The 18,751-nt window shown below is 66.9% G+C and carries 15 protein-coding genes; 8 read left to right on the top strand and 7 right to left on the bottom strand.

Features of this window, described 5'->3' with window-relative positions; all coding sequences use genetic code 11:
* Positions 1 to 22 precede the first annotated feature (22 nt).
* The gene (locus tag K1J60_RS08770; protein ID WP_220645692.1) at positions 23 to 1,408 is read right to left on the bottom strand and encodes an MmgE/PrpD family protein; all 1,386 of its coding nucleotides are present in this window, start codon (positions 1,406 to 1,408) and stop codon (positions 23 to 25) included.
* A 121-nt stretch (positions 1,409 to 1,529) separates the two neighbouring features.
* On the opposite strand from K1J60_RS08770, the gene K1J60_RS08765 reads away from it, so the two are divergent.
* The 7 genes from K1J60_RS08765 to K1J60_RS08735 all read left to right on the top strand — a co-directional run bounded on the left by K1J60_RS08765 (position 1,530) and on the right by K1J60_RS08735 (position 9,967).
* Complete coding sequence (locus K1J60_RS08765; protein WP_220645691.1) at positions 1,530 to 2,288, top strand: glucose 1-dehydrogenase; 759 nt, start codon at positions 1,530 to 1,532, stop codon at positions 2,286 to 2,288.
* On the top strand, positions 2,230 to 3,204 hold the full coding sequence (locus K1J60_RS08760; protein WP_259407631.1) for an NAD(P)-dependent oxidoreductase: 975 nt from the start codon (positions 2,230 to 2,232) through the stop codon (positions 3,202 to 3,204). Before K1J60_RS08765 ends, K1J60_RS08760 begins: the two co-directional genes overlap by 59 nt.
* Positions 3,201 to 4,706: an aldehyde dehydrogenase gene (locus tag K1J60_RS08755; RefSeq protein ID WP_259407630.1), complete on the top strand. Its 1,506-nt coding sequence runs from the start codon at positions 3,201 to 3,203 to the stop codon at positions 4,704 to 4,706. Before K1J60_RS08760 ends, K1J60_RS08755 begins: the two co-directional genes overlap by 4 nt.
* An 82-nt stretch (positions 4,707 to 4,788) precedes the next feature.
* Positions 4,789 to 5,556: an SDR family NAD(P)-dependent oxidoreductase gene (locus tag K1J60_RS08750; protein ID WP_220645689.1), complete on the top strand. Its 768-nt coding sequence runs from the start codon at positions 4,789 to 4,791 to the stop codon at positions 5,554 to 5,556.
* A gap of 1,003 nt (positions 5,557 to 6,559) precedes the next feature.
* Positions 6,560 to 7,573, top strand: a complete 1,014-nt coding sequence (locus K1J60_RS08745; RefSeq protein ID WP_220645688.1) for a zinc-binding dehydrogenase — start codon at positions 6,560 to 6,562, stop codon at positions 7,571 to 7,573.
* Positions 7,574 to 7,883: 310 nt separating this feature from the next.
* Positions 7,884 to 8,627, top strand: a complete 744-nt coding sequence (locus K1J60_RS08740) for an SDR family oxidoreductase (protein WP_220645687.1) — start codon at positions 7,884 to 7,886, stop codon at positions 8,625 to 8,627.
* Between the two features lie 866 nt (positions 8,628 to 9,493).
* The gene (locus K1J60_RS08735; RefSeq protein WP_317619703.1) at positions 9,494 to 9,967 is read left to right on the top strand and encodes a lipocalin-like domain-containing protein; all 474 of its coding nucleotides are present in this window, start codon (positions 9,494 to 9,496) and stop codon (positions 9,965 to 9,967) included.
* A 343-nt stretch (positions 9,968 to 10,310) separates the two neighbouring features.
* Here K1J60_RS08735 and K1J60_RS08730 read toward each other — a convergent pair whose 3' ends face one another.
* A complete protein-coding gene (locus K1J60_RS08730; protein WP_220645685.1) occupies positions 10,311 to 10,562 on the bottom strand; it encodes a hypothetical protein in 252 nt (83 codons plus the stop codon).
* Between the two features lie 24 nt (positions 10,563 to 10,586).
* Between K1J60_RS08730 and K1J60_RS08725 the strand changes: the two genes are divergently transcribed.
* Entirely contained in the window at positions 10,587 to 10,724 is a 138-nt protein-coding gene (locus K1J60_RS08725; RefSeq protein ID WP_398683157.1) for a hypothetical protein, read from the top strand.
* Between the two features lie 79 nt (positions 10,725 to 10,803).
* On the opposite strand, the gene K1J60_RS08720 is transcribed toward K1J60_RS08725, so the two are convergent.
* The 5 genes from K1J60_RS08720 to K1J60_RS08700 all read right to left on the bottom strand — a co-directional run bounded on the left by K1J60_RS08720 (position 10,804) and on the right by K1J60_RS08700 (position 18,702).
* Positions 10,804 to 11,556: an enoyl-CoA hydratase-related protein gene (locus K1J60_RS08720; RefSeq protein ID WP_220645684.1), complete on the bottom strand. Its 753-nt coding sequence runs from the start codon at positions 11,554 to 11,556 to the stop codon at positions 10,804 to 10,806.
* A 27-nt stretch (positions 11,557 to 11,583) separates the two neighbouring features.
* Positions 11,584 to 12,744 (bottom strand): acyl-CoA dehydrogenase family protein, encoded by a 1,161-nt coding sequence (locus K1J60_RS08715; protein ID WP_220645683.1) that lies wholly within the window; start codon positions 12,742 to 12,744, stop codon positions 11,584 to 11,586.
* Entirely contained in the window at positions 12,741 to 14,684 is a 1,944-nt protein-coding gene (locus tag K1J60_RS08710; protein WP_220645682.1) for an acetyl/propionyl/methylcrotonyl-CoA carboxylase subunit alpha, read from the bottom strand. The genes K1J60_RS08715 and K1J60_RS08710 overlap by 4 nt, the downstream gene beginning before the upstream one ends.
* Positions 14,685 to 14,752: 68 nt before the next feature.
* Positions 14,753 to 16,816, bottom strand: coding sequence for a carboxyl transferase domain-containing protein (locus K1J60_RS08705; protein ID WP_398684237.1), 2,064 nt, complete (start codon positions 16,814 to 16,816; stop codon positions 14,753 to 14,755).
* 110 nt (positions 16,817 to 16,926) lie between these two features.
* Positions 16,927 to 18,702, bottom strand: coding sequence for an acyclic terpene utilization AtuA family protein (locus K1J60_RS08700; RefSeq protein ID WP_398683156.1), 1,776 nt, complete (start codon positions 18,700 to 18,702; stop codon positions 16,927 to 16,929).
* Positions 18,703 to 18,751: the final 49 nt, after the last annotated feature.

Below are 18,751 nucleotides of genomic sequence, written 5' to 3'. Positions count from 1 at the left end.
TGCTGCTGAGGAAGCGGGCTCCTCACGCGAGACGCCGACTGATCTCGGCAACGTCGGCAACGGATTCCAGGTTCTTGACCAGCTCGATGACGGCCTCGACCTGTTCAGGCAGAGGGGGGTATGCCGCAGCGGCAGCGCAGTCCCGGAACTTCTCTGACAGGCCATCCCATGTGGTGGGCCTTTCCGGACTTCCTGGGTAGCCGGCCCCGTCCTGGGCAAAAGTCCGGCCGTCTGTGGTCGTCATCTCGACGCGCCCCGGAGGGAGTTCGAGCTTCCAGTCGAGGGAACTGTCCTCGACGGGGACGACCTTGGCGGCCACAGCGCGGACTCGCCGGTCGCGGACACCCTCCTCGGTGAAATGCGCGAGCCTGACCGATCCATGGACGGCTGCCAGCGCAACGAGGTGCGGGAGGCTGAACTTTGCGTCGACAAGTGTCTGCGGCGCCCTTCGGGCGTCCAGAGGGGTGCACATGAGGTTGTGGTAGTCCCCCACGAAGACGCGAATCTCCTCGATGGCTTCTGGCTCCAGGTCGTGTTCCGCCATGAGCTCGATCGTCGCGTGAATATGGCTGTGCGATGTTCCGACCGAGGGCCAGAGTTTGTACAAGGTGCCTGCGCCTCGGTAGTCGCTACCGAGTTCGGCCAGCATCAGGTCGCGGTCGTACTGACCAGCGAAGAAGGTGTTGAAGACGCCGACCGGGCCTTCGAACAGCCGGTCAACGCCGGTTAGGCCCTTTTCGGCCAGCAGCGCGGCCGTGACGGCGCCTCGCGCCGAGAATCCCGCATAGAGCGCTCTGAGGTCGCTGCCCGTGCCGGCGATGACTTCCATGACCCCGGCGGACTGCTGACTTGCGATGCCGAGCGCATGCTGGAGGGCGGAGCCAGACAGACCCAGCACGCGGGACGCCGCGGCAGTCGCGGCGTAGATGCCGAGAACGCTGGACAGGTTCCAGTCCTTGCGCCATCCGACGTGGCACCGCAGGCGGGCGAAGATGTCCTGTCCGGCCGCGACGGCAGCGATCAAGTCGGCGCCGGTCACCGAGCCCTTGCGCTCAGACACAGCCATGGCGGTCGGCACCACCGAACTCGCGGCATGTTGCCCCCAGGGCGTCTGGTCGTCGAAGTCCAGACAGTGAGCCAAGCCGCCGTTGGCGAAAGCGGCGTTCACCGCCGGGACCCGCAGACCGAGCCCCCATACGGATGCTTCGCCCCGACCGCCGTCCCCCTTCACCAAGGCGAGTAGAGCTTGGAACGCCGGTTCCGCACCACTCGCTGCGAGGGTGACGCCCAGAGTATCGAGGATGCTCATCTTCGCCGCCTCGATCGCAGGGCCGTCCAAAGCCTCGATGGTGACGGTCGCTGCCATCGCTGCGAAGTGGTGAGAGACGTCTCGTTCGGTTCCGGGCATGCCGCACCTCGTTCCTTGAGAGTGCAAGACACTTTACGATATGTCTATGGTCTGACAGTATCCCGGGTGTGACCATTGTGGCGCCTACTGAAGGTGCAATGCCTCAGGCTGGAGGGCGACTATGAGCGTGAACTTCGCAAACAAGGTGGCTTTCGTCACCGGAGCGTCGAGCGGCATTGGGCGCGCCACCGCGCTGGCCTTCGCGCGCGCCGGTGCCTCGGTGGCAGCGGTCGACATCGACGAGGAGGGGGCGGCGGAAACCGTTCGCCAGATTGAGAAGAGCGGCGGAGCCGCGATCGCGCTCACCTGCGACGTGACCTCCGAGGCGGCGGTCTCTGGAGCGGTCCGGGCGACCCTCGACAGCTTTGGCCGACTCGACGCGGCGTTCAACAATGCCGGGATCGAGCAGCCGGTCGCACCCCTGGCCGAGATCGGCGCGACCGACCTCGACCGCTTGATCGCGGTCAACCTCAAGGGCGTCTTCCTGTGCATGCAGAGCCAGGTGCCCGCGATGCTCGCCGGAGGTGGAGGCACCATCGTCAACACCGCCTCCGGCGCCGGCGTGGTCGGTATCGCGGGCCAGGCCGTCTATTGCGCGACCAAGTTCGGGGTGGTCGGCATGACCAAGGCGGCGGCTCTCGACTACGCCGCGCTCGGCGTGCGGATCAACGCTGTGTGCCCCGGGATCATCCAGACCCCGATGATGGACCGTTTCACCGGGGGTACCGACGAGGGCCGTGCCCGGGTTGTGGCGCAAGAACCGATCGGCCGGATGGGATCCCCCGAAGAGATCGCCGACGCGGTCCTGTGGTTGTCGTCGGATGCGTCGTCTTTCGTCGTGGGCCACGCCATGGTCGTGGACGGCGGGCAGACGGTTTGACGCCGCCCAGCCCGAGAGCGGTTCGGACTTGAACGAGAGGGAGATACGGATGGCCAGGATCGGCTTCATCGGAGTGGGCGCGATGGGTTCCTCAATCGCCAGTCGGCTGGTGAACGGTCACGACCTCCTGGTCAGTGACCGCAATCCTGCTGCTGCCGCGGAGCTGGTGAGTCAGGGTGCCCGGTTCGCGACACCTGAAGAGATCGCTGAGAAGTGCCGGACCATCTTCCTCTGCCTTCCCGGCCCTCCTCAGGTGAAGGATCTGCTGCTGGGCCCCAAGGGCCTGGCGTTCGGCCTCGCCGCGGAAACGATCATCATCGACACCACTACAGGCACCCCCGTCACCGACTCGGAGCTGGTGGCAACGCTCTCGGAACGGCGGGTGACCTACGTCGACGCCCCGATCGCCGGTGGCGTGAGAAGGGCGCGCGAAGGAACTGCCACGCTCATGGTTGGTGCTGACCCCGAAGTGTTTGCAGGGATACAGGACCTGCTTCATGAAGTGACGACCGAGGTTGTCAATGTCGGCCCGGTCGGGTCGGGTCACGCGATGAAACTCGTCAACAACCTGCTCAACGCGTGCAACCGCTTTGCCGCGTTGGAGACCATTCGTCTGGGAGTCGCGGCGGGGATGAGGCAAGAGGTCGTCGTCGACGTCCTTAACAAGTCGAGTGGCCGGAACTACGCCACGGAATACACGTTTCCGCAGTTGCTCTCAGGAGACGCGTACAAGCCGCAGGGGTTCACCCTCCACCTCATGCTCAAGGACATCCGCCTGGCGAACGAGCTCGCGGAGACCCTCGGCCACACGACTCCGATCGGCAACCTGGTGCAGGAATTCACGCAGCAGGCGATCGAACGTTTCGGCCCCACCGCTGACCAGAGCCAGATGATGGCCGAATGGTATGACGCATGACCGACCCGGGACGTACGAGCGCGATGACGCCCGACACCATGCTGATCGACGGCGAATGGCGCCAAGCCTCCGACCGGGGAACCTTCGAGTCCGTCAATCCCGTGACGGGGCTGGCTTGGGCAACCTGCCCACGTGCCACGAAGCAGGACGTGGACGACGCCGTCGCAGCTGCGCGCCGTGCCTTCGAGGATGGACCTTGGTCGGCTTCCACCCCTCTCGAGCGAGCGCGCCTTCTGCGCAGACTCGGCGACCTTGTCGCCGAGCATTCCGAGGAACTCGCCCGGCTCCAGGTACAGGAGAACGGCAAGCTATGGCGTGAGGTCGCGGATCAGGCCAAGGCACAGGCCAACGCCTGCTACTTCTTCGCGGGGCTTGCGGAGCATCCGATCGGCCATACCCTCGCCGTGAGCAATCCCCACATGCAGGCCTTCACGCTCCGCGAGCCGGTAGGTGTTGTGGCTGCGATCACCCCGTGGAACAGCCCCATCGCCCAGTTGATCGCCAAGCTCGCTCCCGCCCTGGCGGCCGGCTGCACTGTGGTCGCCAAGCCTTCGGAGATCACGCCCATCTCCACGCTGTATCTCGCCCGGCTGATTGAAAAAGCGGGATTCCCCCCTGGTGTCGTGAACGTCGTCACGGGCAGCGGTGAAGCGGGGCGCCACTTGGTGGAGCACCCACACGTCGACCACATCTCGTTCACGGGGTCCACCGCCGTGGGGAAGCAGATCGCGGCGACTGCCGGCTCCCGTATGGCGAGGGTGTCCTTGGAGCTGGGCGGCAAGTCCCCCAACATCGTCTTCCCGGACGCTGACCTTCCCAACGCCGTCAACGGAGTCATGGCGGGGATCTTCGCGGCGACCGGGCAGACCTGCATGGCGGGATCGCGCGTGCTCGTTCACCACGACATCTACGACGAGTTCGCCGACGCACTTGCACGGCGGGCCTCGGAGATCAAGATCGGCGATCCGATGGACCCCGCGAGTGAGATGGGCACCGTCGCGTGCCGGTCGCAGTACGACAAGGTCCTCGGTTACGTGGATATCGCCGTGCGAGAAGGCGCACGCCTCGTCACCGGTGGGAAACGTCCCGACGCCCCTTCACTCAGCCGAGGCCTGTTCGTTGAGCCGACCGTGTTCACGGAGGTCACGAACGGCATGCGCATCGCACGTGAGGAGGTTTTCGGCCCGGTCGCGGCACTGATTCGGTTCCGGGACGAGGACGAGGCTGTGAAGATCGCCAACGACACTTCTTACGGCCTGGCCGCCGGTGTCTGGACGAATGACGTGTCGCGGGCTCATCGACTGATCCGACGGCTCCGGGCCGGCACGGTCTGGATCAACAACTACCGCAAGGTCAATTACGTTGCCCCGTTCGGCGGCTTCAAGGAGTCGGGCGTCGGGCGCGAGAACGGCGTCGACGCGATTCACGAGTACACCGAAGTGAAGACCGCGTGGATCACTACGGGGGGAACGATCAAGGACCCGTTCAACCCACGCGCCTGACGAAGGGGCGTACCCACTCAGGGAAGGCCCGAGGACGGGCCGTGGTCACGACGCATCGAAGCGGACGGAAACAGGAGTCACTGTGGATCTGAGCCTGAAAGGCAAGACAGCCCTGATCTCGGGAGCCAGCGCGGGCATTGGTCGAGAGACCGCGAAGACGCTGGCCCGCGAGGGAGTACAGACGATCGTGGTAGCCCGGCGAGCCCCTGAACTCGAGGCGTTGGCCGACGAGATTCGAGCGGCGGGTGATCCGGAACCCGTGCTGATCATTGACGACCTCCTCGATGACGGGGCCTTTGAGCGGGTCACAGCGACACTCATGGACGAGTTCGGCGGCGTCGACATCGTCGTCAACAACCTGGGGCAGGCTCGGCCGTTCGACCTGGAGACCACCGAGGAGGAATGGAGCGAAGCGTTCCGTCTGAACTTCGCGACCCCGAGAAGGCTCACCACGCCTTTCGTCGCGGGCATGAGGGAACGGGGGTTCGGGCGAATCGTCAATCTCACCGCGACATCGGAGCCGCAGCATGTGAGTGGTTCACTCACATCGAAGGCGGCCGTGCTCATGTGGGCGAAGGGCCTTTCCCGCCTGGTGGCAAAGGACGGCGTGACCGTCAACTGCGTCTCGCCCGGTTACCTGCTGACCGACCAGATCAAGAATAACTTCATCCCTCAGTTCGTCCCTACCGAGAAGGATCAGCGGGACTGGCTCGAGCGGGAGATCCCAACCGGGCGCTTCGGAGATCCCGCCGACGCGGCCACCCTCATCACTTTCCTGTGCTCTCCGCTGGCCGGGTACATCACAGGACAGCGGATCTATGTCGACGGTGGATGGAATCGGCACGTGTGACCGACATGGGGGCCTTGCCATGCGAACAGAGTTCCGGTGTTGGCGGCCGTGTCAGCTCGGTGGCCCCCGGATCACGGCTCGGTACGTGCTTCCAAGACCATGGGGTACGCCCCGCGACCGTGGTAGACCATGCCCGCCGGCGCATCGAGGCTGAGGTGGCCTGCCCTTGACCAACTCCGCGAGCAACCGAGGCTGTATCCGATGAGGTCCCGCTCTGATGGAGCTGCCGGCCGGGGTGTCCCGCCCGTGAGATCTACGCGGCGTACGGCATGAGGCCATCCAGTCGGTGAGCACTGCCGAGTGCGTCCAGGTCGCTGTCCATTGCGGTGATGTACTCGGCGCCCAGCCTGGCGCCACGCAGGGGAGGCTGTGGGTTACCTCGGCCGTGGGACGTTTGTGAACCTCGCCTTGATGAGGCCGTCCAACTCGGCGAGGGCCATTACACCTTTGCGTGGCGGCCATCATGGCAGCGGCGAGTTGCCTGCCCGGAGGCGCACTGTGCTGGGCCCAGGGCGGTGTGAGCGAATGCGGCGGCGCCCTTCGGCTGGATCACGGTCGGCGCGTGGCAGCCGCCAAAGGCATCAACGGAACCTTTTTTGGCCAGCTGCAGTGACCGCTCAACGCAAGGAAGATCTCGCCAGGTGTTGGGCCGGGAGGCGGTTGAACTGCCGTGTGCGGTCGAGACCAGGTGCAACCGTCTCGGGGTCAGAGGGCGCAAGTTGGCGGCGATCTCGTCACTGGGCCGCAGCGGTCCCAGGTGCTGGCGGACGCAGGCGTGGCCAATCCCAGTGTCATGCCGCGCCTGGTGAGTCACTGGCAATAGCGTTCCCCCCTCCTAGGCGGCTTCGACTGCGGGGGCGCGGTTCGCGGCTCGTGCTGAGCATGAGGGAACGCTTGCCAAGCCAGGAACAGCGTGACTATTGTCTGACTGAAGCGCGGCGTGCAAAATCTCTAACCGGGGTCGGGAACGAACCTATGATCGCGGCGCATCCTTAGGAGCGGCATGCAAGGGATCGTATTTCTAGGCGAGCGCAAGCTTGAACTGGTGACTTTTCCGGATCCGACACCGGGACCCAATGAGGTCGTCGTCCGGACTGAGGCGTCGGGTATGTGTGGGTCTGATCTGCACATCTACCGCGGATCCAGGGGTGGGACGCACGGCAAGATCGCCGGCCATGAACCCGCCGGCGTGATCGTCGATGTGGGCTCGGAGGTTTCCGGAAGCTGGCTCGGCCGCTCGGTTATGGTTCACCACTACTTCGGCTGCGGCAAGTGCGACCAGTGCAACGCCGGTTGGACTCAGATGTGCCGCAACGGAGCTGTGGCCATGGGTAACACCGCACACGGATCGCACGCCGACCTGGTCAAGGTGCCGTTCAGTGCGATCCTGCCCATGCCTGATGGTTTGTCGTACCTGGCCGCTGCGGCCATCAGTTGCGGCACGGGAACGGCCTGGGGAGCGCTCAAGCGCCTGAATCTGACTGGCGACGACACCATCGCGATCTTCGGCCAGGGCCCGGTCGGACTGGCCGCCACCCAGCTCGCCGTCGCCATGGGTGCCCGCGTGGTCGCCCTCGACATCTCGCCCGCCCGCCTGAAACGGGCACACGAATTCGGTGCATGGCGGACGATCAACCCGGCGCAGGTGGAGTCGGTCGCCGACGCCGTCCGCGAAACTACGGGCGGCCGAGGCGTCTCGAAGAGCTTGGAGACTTCAGGCGCGTCATCCGCCGCGCAAGCCGCGCTGCACGTGTTGGACCTGTGGGGTGCTGCCTGCTGGGTCGGCGTCGGTTCGACGATCCGCTTCGACCTCACCGAGCACCTGTACAAGCAGATCACCGCGACGACTTCGTGGACGATGTCCATCCCGGCGATGGAGGCCTGCGCCAACTTCGTCGTCGAGCGGGGCGTCAACGTCGATGAGCTCTTCACCGAGCGCTGGAAGCTCACTGAGTACGCGGACGCCTATGAGCTGTTCGACAAGCAGACGTCCGGCAAGGGTGTCTTCACCCTGTAGCAACCCCCGCCAAGAGAAATCCAAATGACCGGTTGCGCCGATCAATGATAGTCAGCGACGACTCCGCAGGCAATCGTGGGGCGGGTGCTTCCTCCCTCATTAAGCGGATGGCAATGTGGTCGATTCGGCGCACGCGAGCCGTAGTGGCGGCGGAGGATGCGTTGCCGTGTTCGATCTGACATGGCTGACCCATATTGACGTAACTGCATCACTGCCAATCAGGCAGCTTCCGTATGTGTCTGGACGGTTCAACCAGGGTCACGTCGTTCGACGTGATGCATAGAAAGGGAAAAAGGGAATGGAAGGTCGCGTGCCCGAACTCTCCGGGAAGAATGTCCTCATCACTGGCGCCCTCGGCACAATTGGGCAGGCGCTGGTCGCCCGCTATGCCGAAGAGGGTGCCAACATCATCGCGCTGGATCGGCCGGACGCGCCCGATCCGCAAAAGGTGCTGGACGGCATCGCCCAGGGTGTACGTTACTTCGGCTTCGATCTGAACGACTTGGCCGGTCTGGAGACCAATGCGGCGGCGCTGGCCGACGAGGTCGGCGGAATCGACGTGTTGGTCAACAACGCCGCGCTGGTCATCTTCAAGCAGCACGATGAGTTCAGCATCCAGGAATACGAGGACCAGGTTCGGGTGAACTCGTCTGCCGCCTTCGTCCTGTCACGTGTTTGCTCCAAGCAGATGAAGGCGAAGCGCTACGGGAAGATCGTCAACATCACCTCGCTGACCCTGACAGGTCGATGGGACGGCTACGTGCCCTACATCGCCTCCAAGGGGGCCATGTATGGCCTGGTCAAAGGGCTTGCTCGCGAGCTCGGCGAATACCTGATCAACGTGAACGGTATCTCACCTGGTGCAGTGGTTTCGGAGGCCGAATTCCGGGACCGAGGTGAAAAGCGCGAAGAGTACCACCAGTGGATCCTCGAGAATCAAAGCATCAAGCGCCGAATCGAGGCCGTCGACATCGCCAACGCAGCAGTCTTCCTGTCGACTTCGATGTCGGACCTGATCTCTGGACAGAATATTCAGGTCGACGGCGGTTGGTAGTCGGCTGAGAGGTCGAGCCAGACAGCACAGTCCTGCTGGGTGCTGGCTCGCACTCACCTCGAGAGGGCCTACTGGCCTCGACATTTGTGACGGCTCGCCGGTTCAACCGGCGGGCCGTCAGGGTTTGTTCGGAGGGTGAAGGGCCAGTTGAGGGACCCGCCAGTCGTAACGGTCGGGTGCCGGGTTTCACGGCCTCGACAGGGTGGTGCTGCTCGCAGGGGGCGAGAGGGGCAGGTCGGGCGGGGTTCGGCAGGGCGGGCGGCGGCCGGTCCTGGTCGCTCGTGATCACCTCGGTCCAGGGCCAGTGCGCTGAGGGGCGGAGGGTGCGACGGCTTCCGGCGATGACCAGTTGGACGGGGGCGGAGAGCAGCCGCACGCGAAGCCAGTGGCTGCTCCCGCGGACGGGCGGGGCGGATCAGCGTGAGCATGGGCATCAAGGCGGGCAGTAGTCGACATCGCTAAATGGCATGACCTTGACAATTACCCTTGGTGCTTTGCCCGTTTTTGGGTTGCTCTTTACAGGGATTGCGACATCCGGGGAGAAAACTCTCCCTTCCAAAGGCGGAGTGGACGATGTGATCCTGTTCGACGTGACCGGGTAGCGAATCCCTGCGGGGGATTCTGAATGCCCAGCGGTTACGGCCGGGCGCGTCCCGCCGATCGACGGCGACCGAATCGCTGCTGTGTTGCCGGAGGTATTCCGTGCCTTGGGTGACCGGGAAATCGGTGCACCACAACCATAATCTGGGAGCTCTGTCGGTCCCGGACGGTTCGCGCGGGTGCCACATGCATGTTCCACTGGCGGTGAGGGTCCAACTACTCCCCGCTTGTATCATCTGTGAGAAGGCTGAGGAGATCGACGAAGCATGATGACAAAACTCAGGATCCCCCGACTCGGGCTGGCGCTTGCGCTTTCATTTGCGCTCCTGGCGTCCGTACCTCTGTTCGCCCAGGCCAGTGCGACTGATCGCGGTACGGGTTCCCTCGTTGGTGTGTGGCGTATGACCTCTCTGGAAGTCGGCACCGAGGGAGACCTCCAACCCGTGCCCTACTCCGGCCAGATCGTTTTCACCAAGTCCGGCACCATGTCGGTGCAGGCGATGAACCCCGATGCCAATGCCCCGGACACGCCGTACACGAGGAACGGGTACGAAGCCTTCTACGGGACGTTCACCGTCAACAGAGCCGCCAGGACGTTCGTCGTGACCGTCGATTCGTCACTGGCGCGCGACCTCATCGGGCAGAGCTTGACGCGTGCGTTCCGAGTGTCGGGCAACACTCTCGTCCTGACGCCGCCGGATCCGGCAGAAGGCTGGCGCGCCACTTATAAGCGCGTCTGATCGGGCAGGCCCCCGCTCGCCGGCCTCGAAGTTTCATGAGTCCCCGTCAGTTCTCTGACGGGGACTCTGTGGTGCCTGGGCGGTCAGCTGAGTTGCTGTCCGGTGCGCGGTATCCGGACTGCTGCGGAGCGGATAGCGTCCAAGTGTCGCCGCACCTATGCCACGGTGAGGGGAACGAACCTGATGGATTCGTTTTTGCGACCCCCTCTCGGGGGCGTGGGCGGCCATCGCTGCCAGGAGCGCGTGCGCGAGCATGGACAGTGTGATGTGGCGGTACTTCGCGAGCTGATACACGGGGGTGTCGCCGAGAGCGCCGGCTACCTACTGCGCATCCCGCCCCTCTCTACCGGCTGCAGGAGACGGTGAAGTCGCCCGCGCTCGTGTCCCGGACGAACTTCTCCGCGCCGACGAGCAGGAAGAGCTGCTCCTTGGTGGCTCGGCGGACCTGAAGGCCAGGGTGGGCGATGAGCGTGTGGAAGCGGGGCCGCAGCAGGCGGGCCTGGTCGCGGATGGCGAACAGGTCTTTTGGGCCCGCCGACTCGTAGGGCGAGATGCCGCTGTTGCGTCGTACGTACTGAACGGCGCGGCCGTGCAAATGATCCAGCAGGGGAGGGGCACTTTGACCACCAGCACCGACTCCGACCAGCACCTCACGGTCTGGACCGCCGAACCCGGCTTTCCCACCCACGAGCGGTTGAGGATCCTCTCTTCCTGGGCCGCCGACGAGAACCTGTCCACGTCACAGCCACTCACCTGAAGCTGGGGTGTACCCCGTACTTGGCGTCGTCTGCGGAGTCTCCGCAGACCGATCTACACAGACCGAACGACAGAGTCGGCTATGGCCGGGTGCGGCTCATGAAGGCTTTCATCGCTGCGCGGGCCTCCTCACTGTCGAACAGTTCGGCGGATCGCCGGGCTACGTGTTCACCATCGCGTTCGATTCGCTTCAGCAGGTCGCGGTTGAGGAGTCGCTTGGTCTCCGAGAGGCCCTGAAGGGTTCCTCCTGCGATCGAGTTGAGGGTGTCTTCCACGGCGGAGGCGAGTTCCGCGTCGGGCACCGCCCGTGTGATCAGGCCCATGTCGGCCGCTTCCGTTGCTCCGAACGTCCTGGCTGAGAGGAAGATTTCGGCGGCCGCGCGCGGCGAGAGGCGTTCGAGCAGGCTGAGGGAGATGACCGCGGGAGCGAGACCGAGGCGGACCTCGGTGAGGGCGAAGGTGACGGATTCGGCCGCCAGGACGATGTCGGCGGCTCCGACGATGCCGAGTCCTCCGGCTCTGACGGGGCCGCCGAGTTCGACCACCACAGGCTTGGCCATCCCTGCGATCTGGGCCTGCAGGCTGACGAGCTGTCGTGGCCCGTCCGCCCCGGTATCGGACGCGGCCTCCGCGAGGTCGGCGCCGGCGCAGAAGACGGGGTGCGCGGAGCGCAGTAGGACGACTCGTGTACCGGGGTCGGCTTCGGCCGTCGAGAGCCGCTCGCCCAGCTCCCCGACGAGTTGGCGGCTGAGGGCGTTGCGGTTGTGCGGGCTGTCGAGGGTGACGGTGGCGACGTGGTCGGAGAGTTCCAGATGGACGAGTTCGCTGGGCACGGTGTCCTCTCGCGGTGTTCGGGCGGGTCAGTAGGAGCGGGGCAGGCCGAGGGAGGACTGGGCGATGAAGTTCAGCACCATCTCCCGGCTGACGGGCGCCACACGGGTCAGCCGGGACGTGGCGAGGGCCTGGACCAGTCCGTACTCTTCGGCCAGACCGTTGCCGCCGTGGGTCTGGATGGCCTGATCGACCGCGCGGCATGCGACCTCGCCCGCGGCGTACTTGGCCATGTTGGCGGCTTCGCCCGCGGCGAGCAGATCGCGGGAGGCGTGCAGGGCCGCGGCCTTCTGCGTCAGCAGTCGTGCGGCCTCGATCTCGATGTGGATCGTGGCGAGGGGGTGTGCGATGGCTTGGTGGGACCCGATCGGGGCGGCCCACACCTCCCGCGTGCGGGCGTACTCGACGGCCTTGTCCAACGCCCATCTGGCGGTGCCGATGGCGGAGGAGGCCACCATGATCCGCTCGGGGTTCAGGCCGGCGAAGAGCTGGTCGAGGCCGGCGTCCTCCTTGCCGACGAGTGCGTCGCCGGGCAGTCGGACGTCATCGAGGAACAGGGTGAACTGCTTCTCCGGAGAGGTCAGGCCCATGCCGATCTCGTGCCGGGTGAAGCCGTCGGCGTCGGTCGGCACCATGAACAGGGCGGGCTTGAGTTTGCCCGTCCTGCGGTCCTCGGTGCGGCCGACGATCAGCACGTGGCTGGCCTCGTCGACACCGCTGATGAAGGTCTTCCCGCCGTTGAGGATCCAGTCGGTTCCGTCGCGGCGTGCGTGAGTGGTGATGTTGTGCGAGTTCGACCCGGCGTCCGGTTCGGTGATGCCGAAGGCGTACGTGGCGGTTCCGTCGGCGATGCCGGGCAGCCAGCGCTGCTTCTGTTCATTGGTTCCGAACTCGGCGACGATCGTGCCGACGATGGCGGGGGAGACGATCAGGAGCATCAGGGGGCAGCCGGCGGCGGCGAGTTCTTCCAGTACGGCGGCGAGGTCACCGATGTCGCCTCCGCCTCCGCCGTACTCCTCCGGGACGGACACTCCGAGGTAGCCCAGTGCCGCCGCCTCGTTCCACAGTTCCGTGGTCTTGCGGCCGTCGCTGACCGTCGCGTAGAAGTACGATTCACCGTATTTCTTGCCCAGATCGCTGACCGCCGCGCGCAGCGCGCGACGCTCGTCCGACTCCATGAACGTGCTCATGCTTCCTTCTCCTCGATGATCGCGAGCACGGCACCTGCCGTGACCTGCTGACCGACGCTCACAGCGAGCGCGGCGACGATGCCGGGGGCCGGCGCGGCAATGGTGTGCTGCATCTTCATGGCCTCCAGCAGCACGACCGGGTCGCCCTTGCGGACCTCGGTACCGACTTCGACGGCCACAGCGACGACGGTGGCCGGCATGGGGGCGAGCAGGGATCCCTGGGCCACTGCCTCGGCCGGATCCACGAAGACGGGTACGACGTCCAGAGTGAACGCGCCGTGCGGGCCGCTGACATCGACGACCCCGTCACCGATCGCCACGTGGTAGGTCTCGCGCAGACCGCCGTCCTGGAGCAGGACGTGGTCGGCGCGGGCGTCGAGCACGGAGACGTTCTCGATGTGGTCGGAGACGAGGCGATGTCCCTGAGAGGCGTACGTGACCGCGTATTCGGTCCGGCCTCGCCGGTAGGTGCGCACCCGGGGCCCACTGGGCACGTTGCGCCAGGCGGCGGGAATGCGCGCCAGGACGGGTGCGGAGGCAGCCACCTGGGCCGCTTCGCAGACCGCCGCGGCCAGTGCCGCCTTGCGCACGGCGCGTTCGCCGACGCCCGCCGTCCAGTCGTCGATGCGCTGGTCGAGGAGCGCGGTGTGCATCCGGCCTGCGATGAACTCCTCGTCGTTGAGAGCGGCGCGCAGCAGGTCCGTGTTGGTGGTGACGCCGTGGACCCTGCCGCGGCGCAGCGCGTCGTCGAGCATGCGGATCGCCGAGGGGCGGTCGACGGCGTAGGCGATGACCTTGGCGAGCATGGCGTCGTAGTGGATCCCGACCTCACTGCCGGCCTCGACGCCGGAGTCCACGCGCAGCGCCGGGGCACGAGGGATGTCGAAGGCCGTGCCGCCGAGGTCGAAGGCCCGGATGCGGCCGGTCTGCGGGGCGAAGCCGTCGGCCGGGTCCTCGGCGTACAGACGGACCTCGATCGCGTGGCCCGAGGGAGCGGGCGGCCGGCCCGTGAGCGGGCGGCCCTCCGCGACGGCGATCTGGTGGGCCACCAGATCCAGGCCGGTCACGCACTCGGTGACCGGGTGCTCGACCTGGAGACGGGTGTTCATCTCCAGGAAGAGGACACGATCGCCGTCGACGAGGAACTCCACCGTGCCGGCCCCCCGGTAGCCGACCGCGTCCGCGGCCGCCCGGGCGGCGCTGTGCAGGGTCTCCCGGGCCGTGTCCGACAGGTGGGGAGCAGGAGCTTCTTCGATGACCTTCTGGTGGCGGCGCTGGATGGAGCAGTCACGGTCGCCCACGATCCACGTGGTGCCGTGGGTGTCGCTGAGCACCTGGACCTCGACATGGCGCGCCATGGGCAGATAGGGCTCGACGAACACGGTGCCGTCGCCGAACGCGGACAGGGCCTCCGCTTCGGCCCTGGCGAGTTCGCCGTCCAGCTGGTCCAGCGACTCGACGACGCGCATGCCGCGACCGCCGCCGCCCGCGGATGCCTTGACCAGCAGCGGCAGGTCCGCGTGCGTGACGGCCTCGATGTCGACGTCGAGGACGGGAACCCCGGCCTCGGCCATGATCTGCTTGGCACGGATCTTGCTGCCCATGGCCTCGATCGATTCCGGCGTGGGACCGATCCAGGTCAGTCCGGCCTCCTCGACGGCCCGGGCGAAGTCCGCGTTCTCGGACAGGAACCCGTAGCCGGGGTGGACGGCGTCCGCGCCGGCGAGTCGCGCGGCGGCGATGATCAGATCCCCGCGCAGGTAGGTCTCCGAGGGCGCGTCACCGGGCAGCCGCACGGCGAAGTCGGCCTCGCGCACGAACGGTGCCCGGTCGTCGGCGTCGGAGTGGACGGCAACCGTCGCGATGCCGAGGTTCCGGCATGTACGGAACACCCGTCGTGCGATCTCTCCTCGGTTCGCGACCAGGATCTTGCGGATCATCAGAACTCTTCCTCGGGGCGGTGGCGCCTCGGCGACGTGGAGTGCGGCGGGTGCCGCCGGTGTGCGGGTCACAGGCGGAACACCCCGTAGCCCTGGGTGCCCTGGACCGGCGCGGAGTGAATGGCGGACAGCGAGATACCGAGGACGGCGCGGGTGTCGCGCGGGTCGATGACGCCGTCGTCGTAGAGCATCCCGGAGGTGAAGTAGGCCAGTGACTCCTTCTCGATCTGCTCCTCGATCACCGCGCGCATCTTGGCGTCGGCCTCCTCGTCGAAGGGCAGGCCCCTGGCCGCCGCGGCCTGGCGGGAGACGATGGACACGACTCCGGCGAGCTGCGCCGGTCCCATGACCGCGGACTTCGCGCCGACCCAGGTGAACATGAACCGCGGGTCGTAGGCGCGGCCGCTCATGCCGTAGTGGCCGGCGCCGTAGGACGCGCCCATGACGACCGACAGGTGCGGGACCCGAGAGTTGGAGACGGCGTTGATCATCTGGGCGCCGTGCTTGATGATTCCGCCCTGCTCGTACTCCTTGCCGACCATGTAGCCGGTGGTGTTGTGCAGGAACAGCAGCGGAGTGTCGGTCTGGTTGGCGAGCTGGATGAACTGGGCCGCCTTCTGCGCTTCCTTGCTGAACAGCACGCCCTGGGCGTTGGCGAGGATGCCGATGGGGTAGCCGTGCAGCTGCGCCCAGCCGGTGACCAGGCTCGTGCCGTACAGGGGCTTGAACTCGTCGAACTCGCTGCCGTCGACGATCCGTGCGATCACTTCACGCGGGTCGAAGGGGATCTTCAGGTCGGTCGGGACGATTCCGAGCAGCTCTTCGGGGTCGAACAGCGGGTCGGCGAAGCCGGTCCGGGGAGCGGGTCCGGCCTTGCGCCAGTTGAGGCGGCGCACGATCTGCCGTCCCAGCCGAATGGCGTCGTGTTCGTCGGCGGCGAGGTAGTCGGCCAGTCCGGAAGTCCGGGCGTGCATCTCGGCCCCGCCGAGCGACTCGTCGTCGGACTCCTCACCGGTGGCCATCTTCACCAGCGGCGGCCCGCCGAGGAAGACCTTCGCTCCACCGGCGACCATCACGACGTAGTCGCTCATGCCGGGCACGTAGGCTCCGCCGGCGGTGGAATTCCCGAAGACGAGCGCGATGGTGGGGCGGCGGTCGGCGCTGGCCTCGGTGAGGTTGCGGAAGCTCCGGCCGCCAGGAATGAAGATGTCCTTCTGCGTAGGCAGGTCGGCGCCTCCGGACTCGACGAGGTTGATCGTCGGCAGACGGTTCTCCGCGGCGATCTGCGCGGCCCGGAAACTCTTCTTCAAGGAGACCGGATTGCTGGATCCGCCGCGCACGGTCGGATCGTGGGCGATGATCACGCACTCGACGCCCTCGACCGCGCCGATGCCGGTGACGAGCGAGCCGCCGACGGCGAAGTCCGAACCCCAGCCGGCCAGCGTGCTCAGCTCAAGGAACGGGGCGTCCGGATCAAGGAGCAGCTCGATGCGTTCGCGAGCGGTGAGCTTCCCCCGGCGGTGATGTCGTTCGACGTTCTTGGCGCCACCTCCGGCGAGCGCCTTGGCGTGCTGTTCGGTGAGGTCGGCGACGCGTTCCAGCATCGTTTCACGGTTGGTGGCGTAGGCCGCCGAGGCAGGGTCGATCGTGGTCCTCATGGTCTCGTCCTGGTGAGTGGCGGGTGACGGCGTGGGCATCCGGCGGCTGAGGCCGTGGAGTGTGGGCGCATCAGCGTTCTCGGAACGGGGCCGCGGCCTCGACCGGAACCGTCCCTGCCCGGGCTTCGCCCCGCTCCGGGCGGGCCGGCGAAGGCTTGCGAGGTCCCAGCGCTTCATGATCGCCGCAGTGGGCTGGGATGCCGTCTTGAAGGCCTCATCTTCGACGAACCGTTTCGGGCGCCGCTGTCCGAGGAGCAGGAGCGCCTCCCAGTCACCGCCGTCGCCTCGGGCAGCGGGGACGGCCCACAGCGCGGCCTCGTCGGCCCAGGCCAGGTGGGCGATGTGGGTGGCGACGTCCCAGCCGGGGGACGCGGTGGCCGTACGCCACTGCGCCTCAGAGGCCTGCGCGACTGCGGCGAGCAGCCGGTCTCCCTCTGCGCGGAGCGCGGCCAGCAGCTCGTCGAGCAGGGCCATGCCGTCCGCGCCCTGCGGATCGGGGTGATGCGGGTGTGCGGTCGGCCGTCCACCGGCGAGGCCCGGGGCACGTACGCGGGCCAGGGCTGTCAGCAGTTCGCTGAGGAGGTTCATGCCAAGAACCTCTGAGGGATCGGCGCGTTGCGGGAGCGGAGCCACTCGCCGACCGCTTTGGCCTGAGGGTCGAAGCGCGTGGAGGAGGCGACGCCTTCACCGAGCAGGCCGACGATGACGATGTTGAGCGCCGACAGGTTCGGCAGCGGATGCACCCTGACGTCCAGGGCCGCAGCCTCCGGCAGCAGCCGCCTGACCGTGTCGGCATCGAGCCAGCCGGCCAGCCAGGCGAAGACGTCCTCGCGCCGCGGGTGCCCGGAGGGAACCCAGACGCCGATGTTCGCGCTGCCACCCTTGTCACCGGAGCGCGCGAACAGCAGTCTCCCCAAGGGCGCTTGCGTGACCGGCCCCCAGGCCATCGGCGCCGTGGACCGGGGGCCGGTCTCCTTGCTCACCCGGTCCGCACGGCGCAGGGGGTCTTCGAGGGCGGTCGGCGCGGTCACCGACGGAGCAGGGATGTCGATCCGGCGGCCGTCGTGCAGAACCACCGTGTGCGGCACGTCCCCCTGCGGCACGTAACCGGCGTCGAAGACTCCGTACGGGGTCGCGGGCCCGGGTGGGGCAGTGACGTGGAAGCCGGGGTACGAAGCGAGGGCGAGTTCGACGGCGGCGCTGCTGAAGGAGCGGCCGGCGACGGTGGCGTCCTGGTCCTTGACGTGGCAGCGCAGCAGCGCGGACGCCTCGGGCTGGGTCGCGGCATCGGGCCGGTCCGTGCGCACGAGATCCCAGGTGACCTGCTGGGGCGCTCGGACCGTGAGTGCCTGGTGCATCTGACCGCGTACCCAGCCCGCTTTCTGCTCGATATCGAGTCCCGTGAGCACGAATTCGACGCTGTTGCGGTATCCCCCGAGGCGGTTGAGAGCGACCTTCGCCGTGGGCGGCGGGGACTGCCCCCGCACTCCTGTGATGCTCACCCGGTCCTCGCCCACCTGCTCCAGGGCGACGGTGTCGAGCCGGGCGGTGACGTCCGGGTTGGCATACAGCGCGCCACCGACCTCGTAGACGAGCTGGGCGGTGACGGTGTCCACCGTCACCGCGCCGCCGCTGCCCGGATGCCTGGTGATGACGGTGGTGCCGTCCTCGCCGATCTCGGCCAGGGGGAACCCGAGCGCCCCGGAGGTGTCCAGGGCGGTGAAGCCGGCGTAGTTCCCGCCCGTCGCCTGCGCGCCGCATTCGAGGACATGCCCGGCGACGACACCGGCGGCGAGCAGGTCGAAGTCCTCACGGTCCCAGCCGAACTCGGCGATCGCCGGGCCGAGCGTCAGAGCGGCGTCGGTGACCCGCCCGGTGACGACGATGTCGGCGCCGGCCCGCAGTGCCTGGGCGATTCCGAATGCACCGAGGTAGGCGTTGGCCGTCAACACGCCCTTCCAGCCGTGCTCTTCGGTGGCGTCGAGCAGGTCATCGCCCTCGACATGCGCCACGTCGACCTCGACGGACTGCTCCTGGGCGAGTGAGCGCACCGCTGCGGCCAGACCGGCCGGGTTGAGTCCGCCTGCGTTCACCACGATGCGCACGCCCCTCTCGTGGGCGAGAGCGAGGCAGTCGGTGAGCTGGCGCAGGAAGGTTCTCGCGTAACCCAGCGACGGGTCCTTGCGACGGTCCTTGCCGAGGATGAGCATGGTCAGCTCGGCGAGGTAGTCGCCCGTCAGATAGTCGAGCGGCCCACCTTCCAGCATCTCCCGCATCGCGGAGAGCCGGTCTCCGTAGAAGCCCGAGCAGTTGCCGACCCGTATCGTGCGCCTGCTTCCGGCAGCGTGTTCGTGGTTCACGATCCCTTCTCTCCTCTCTCGATGCGGGCGTGCTCTCCGCTGGGACGGG

This window comes from Streptomyces akebiae (assembly GCF_019599145.1).
Lineage (GTDB): Bacteria > Actinomycetota > Actinomycetes > Streptomycetales > Streptomycetaceae > Streptomyces > Streptomyces akebiae.
The sequence above is the reverse complement of the archived record's forward strand: the minus strand, read 5'-3'. Positions and strand labels throughout refer to the sequence as shown.

Bases quoted from the DNA above. Each gene is read 5' to 3' on its own strand.
- K1J60_RS08770 (WP_220645692.1), bottom strand. From the start codon at position 1,408: ATGCCCGGAACCGAACGAGACGTCTCTCACCACTTCGCAGCGATGGCA.
- K1J60_RS08710 (WP_220645682.1), bottom strand. From the start codon at position 14,684: ATGATCCGCAAGATCCTGGTCGCGAACCGAGGAGAGATCGCACGACGG.
- K1J60_RS08705 (WP_398684237.1), bottom strand. From the start codon at position 16,816: ATGGCCCTGCTCGACGAGCTGCTGGCCGCGCTCCGCGCAGAGGGAGAC.
- K1J60_RS08735 (WP_317619703.1), top strand. From the start codon at position 9,494: ATGATGACAAAACTCAGGATCCCCCGACTCGGGCTGGCGCTTGCGCTT.
- K1J60_RS08760 (WP_259407631.1), top strand. From the start codon at position 2,230: ATGCGTCGTCTTTCGTCGTGGGCCACGCCATGGTCGTGGACGGCGGGC.
- K1J60_RS08745 (WP_220645688.1), top strand. From the start codon at position 6,560: ATGCAAGGGATCGTATTTCTAGGCGAGCGCAAGCTTGAACTGGTGACT.
- K1J60_RS08755 (WP_259407630.1), top strand. From the start codon at position 3,201: ATGACCGACCCGGGACGTACGAGCGCGATGACGCCCGACACCATGCTG.
- K1J60_RS08715 (WP_220645683.1), bottom strand. From the start codon at position 12,744: ATGAGCACGTTCATGGAGTCGGACGAGCGTCGCGCGCTGCGCGCGGCG.
- K1J60_RS08765 (WP_220645691.1), top strand. From the start codon at position 1,530: ATGAGCGTGAACTTCGCAAACAAGGTGGCTTTCGTCACCGGAGCGTCG.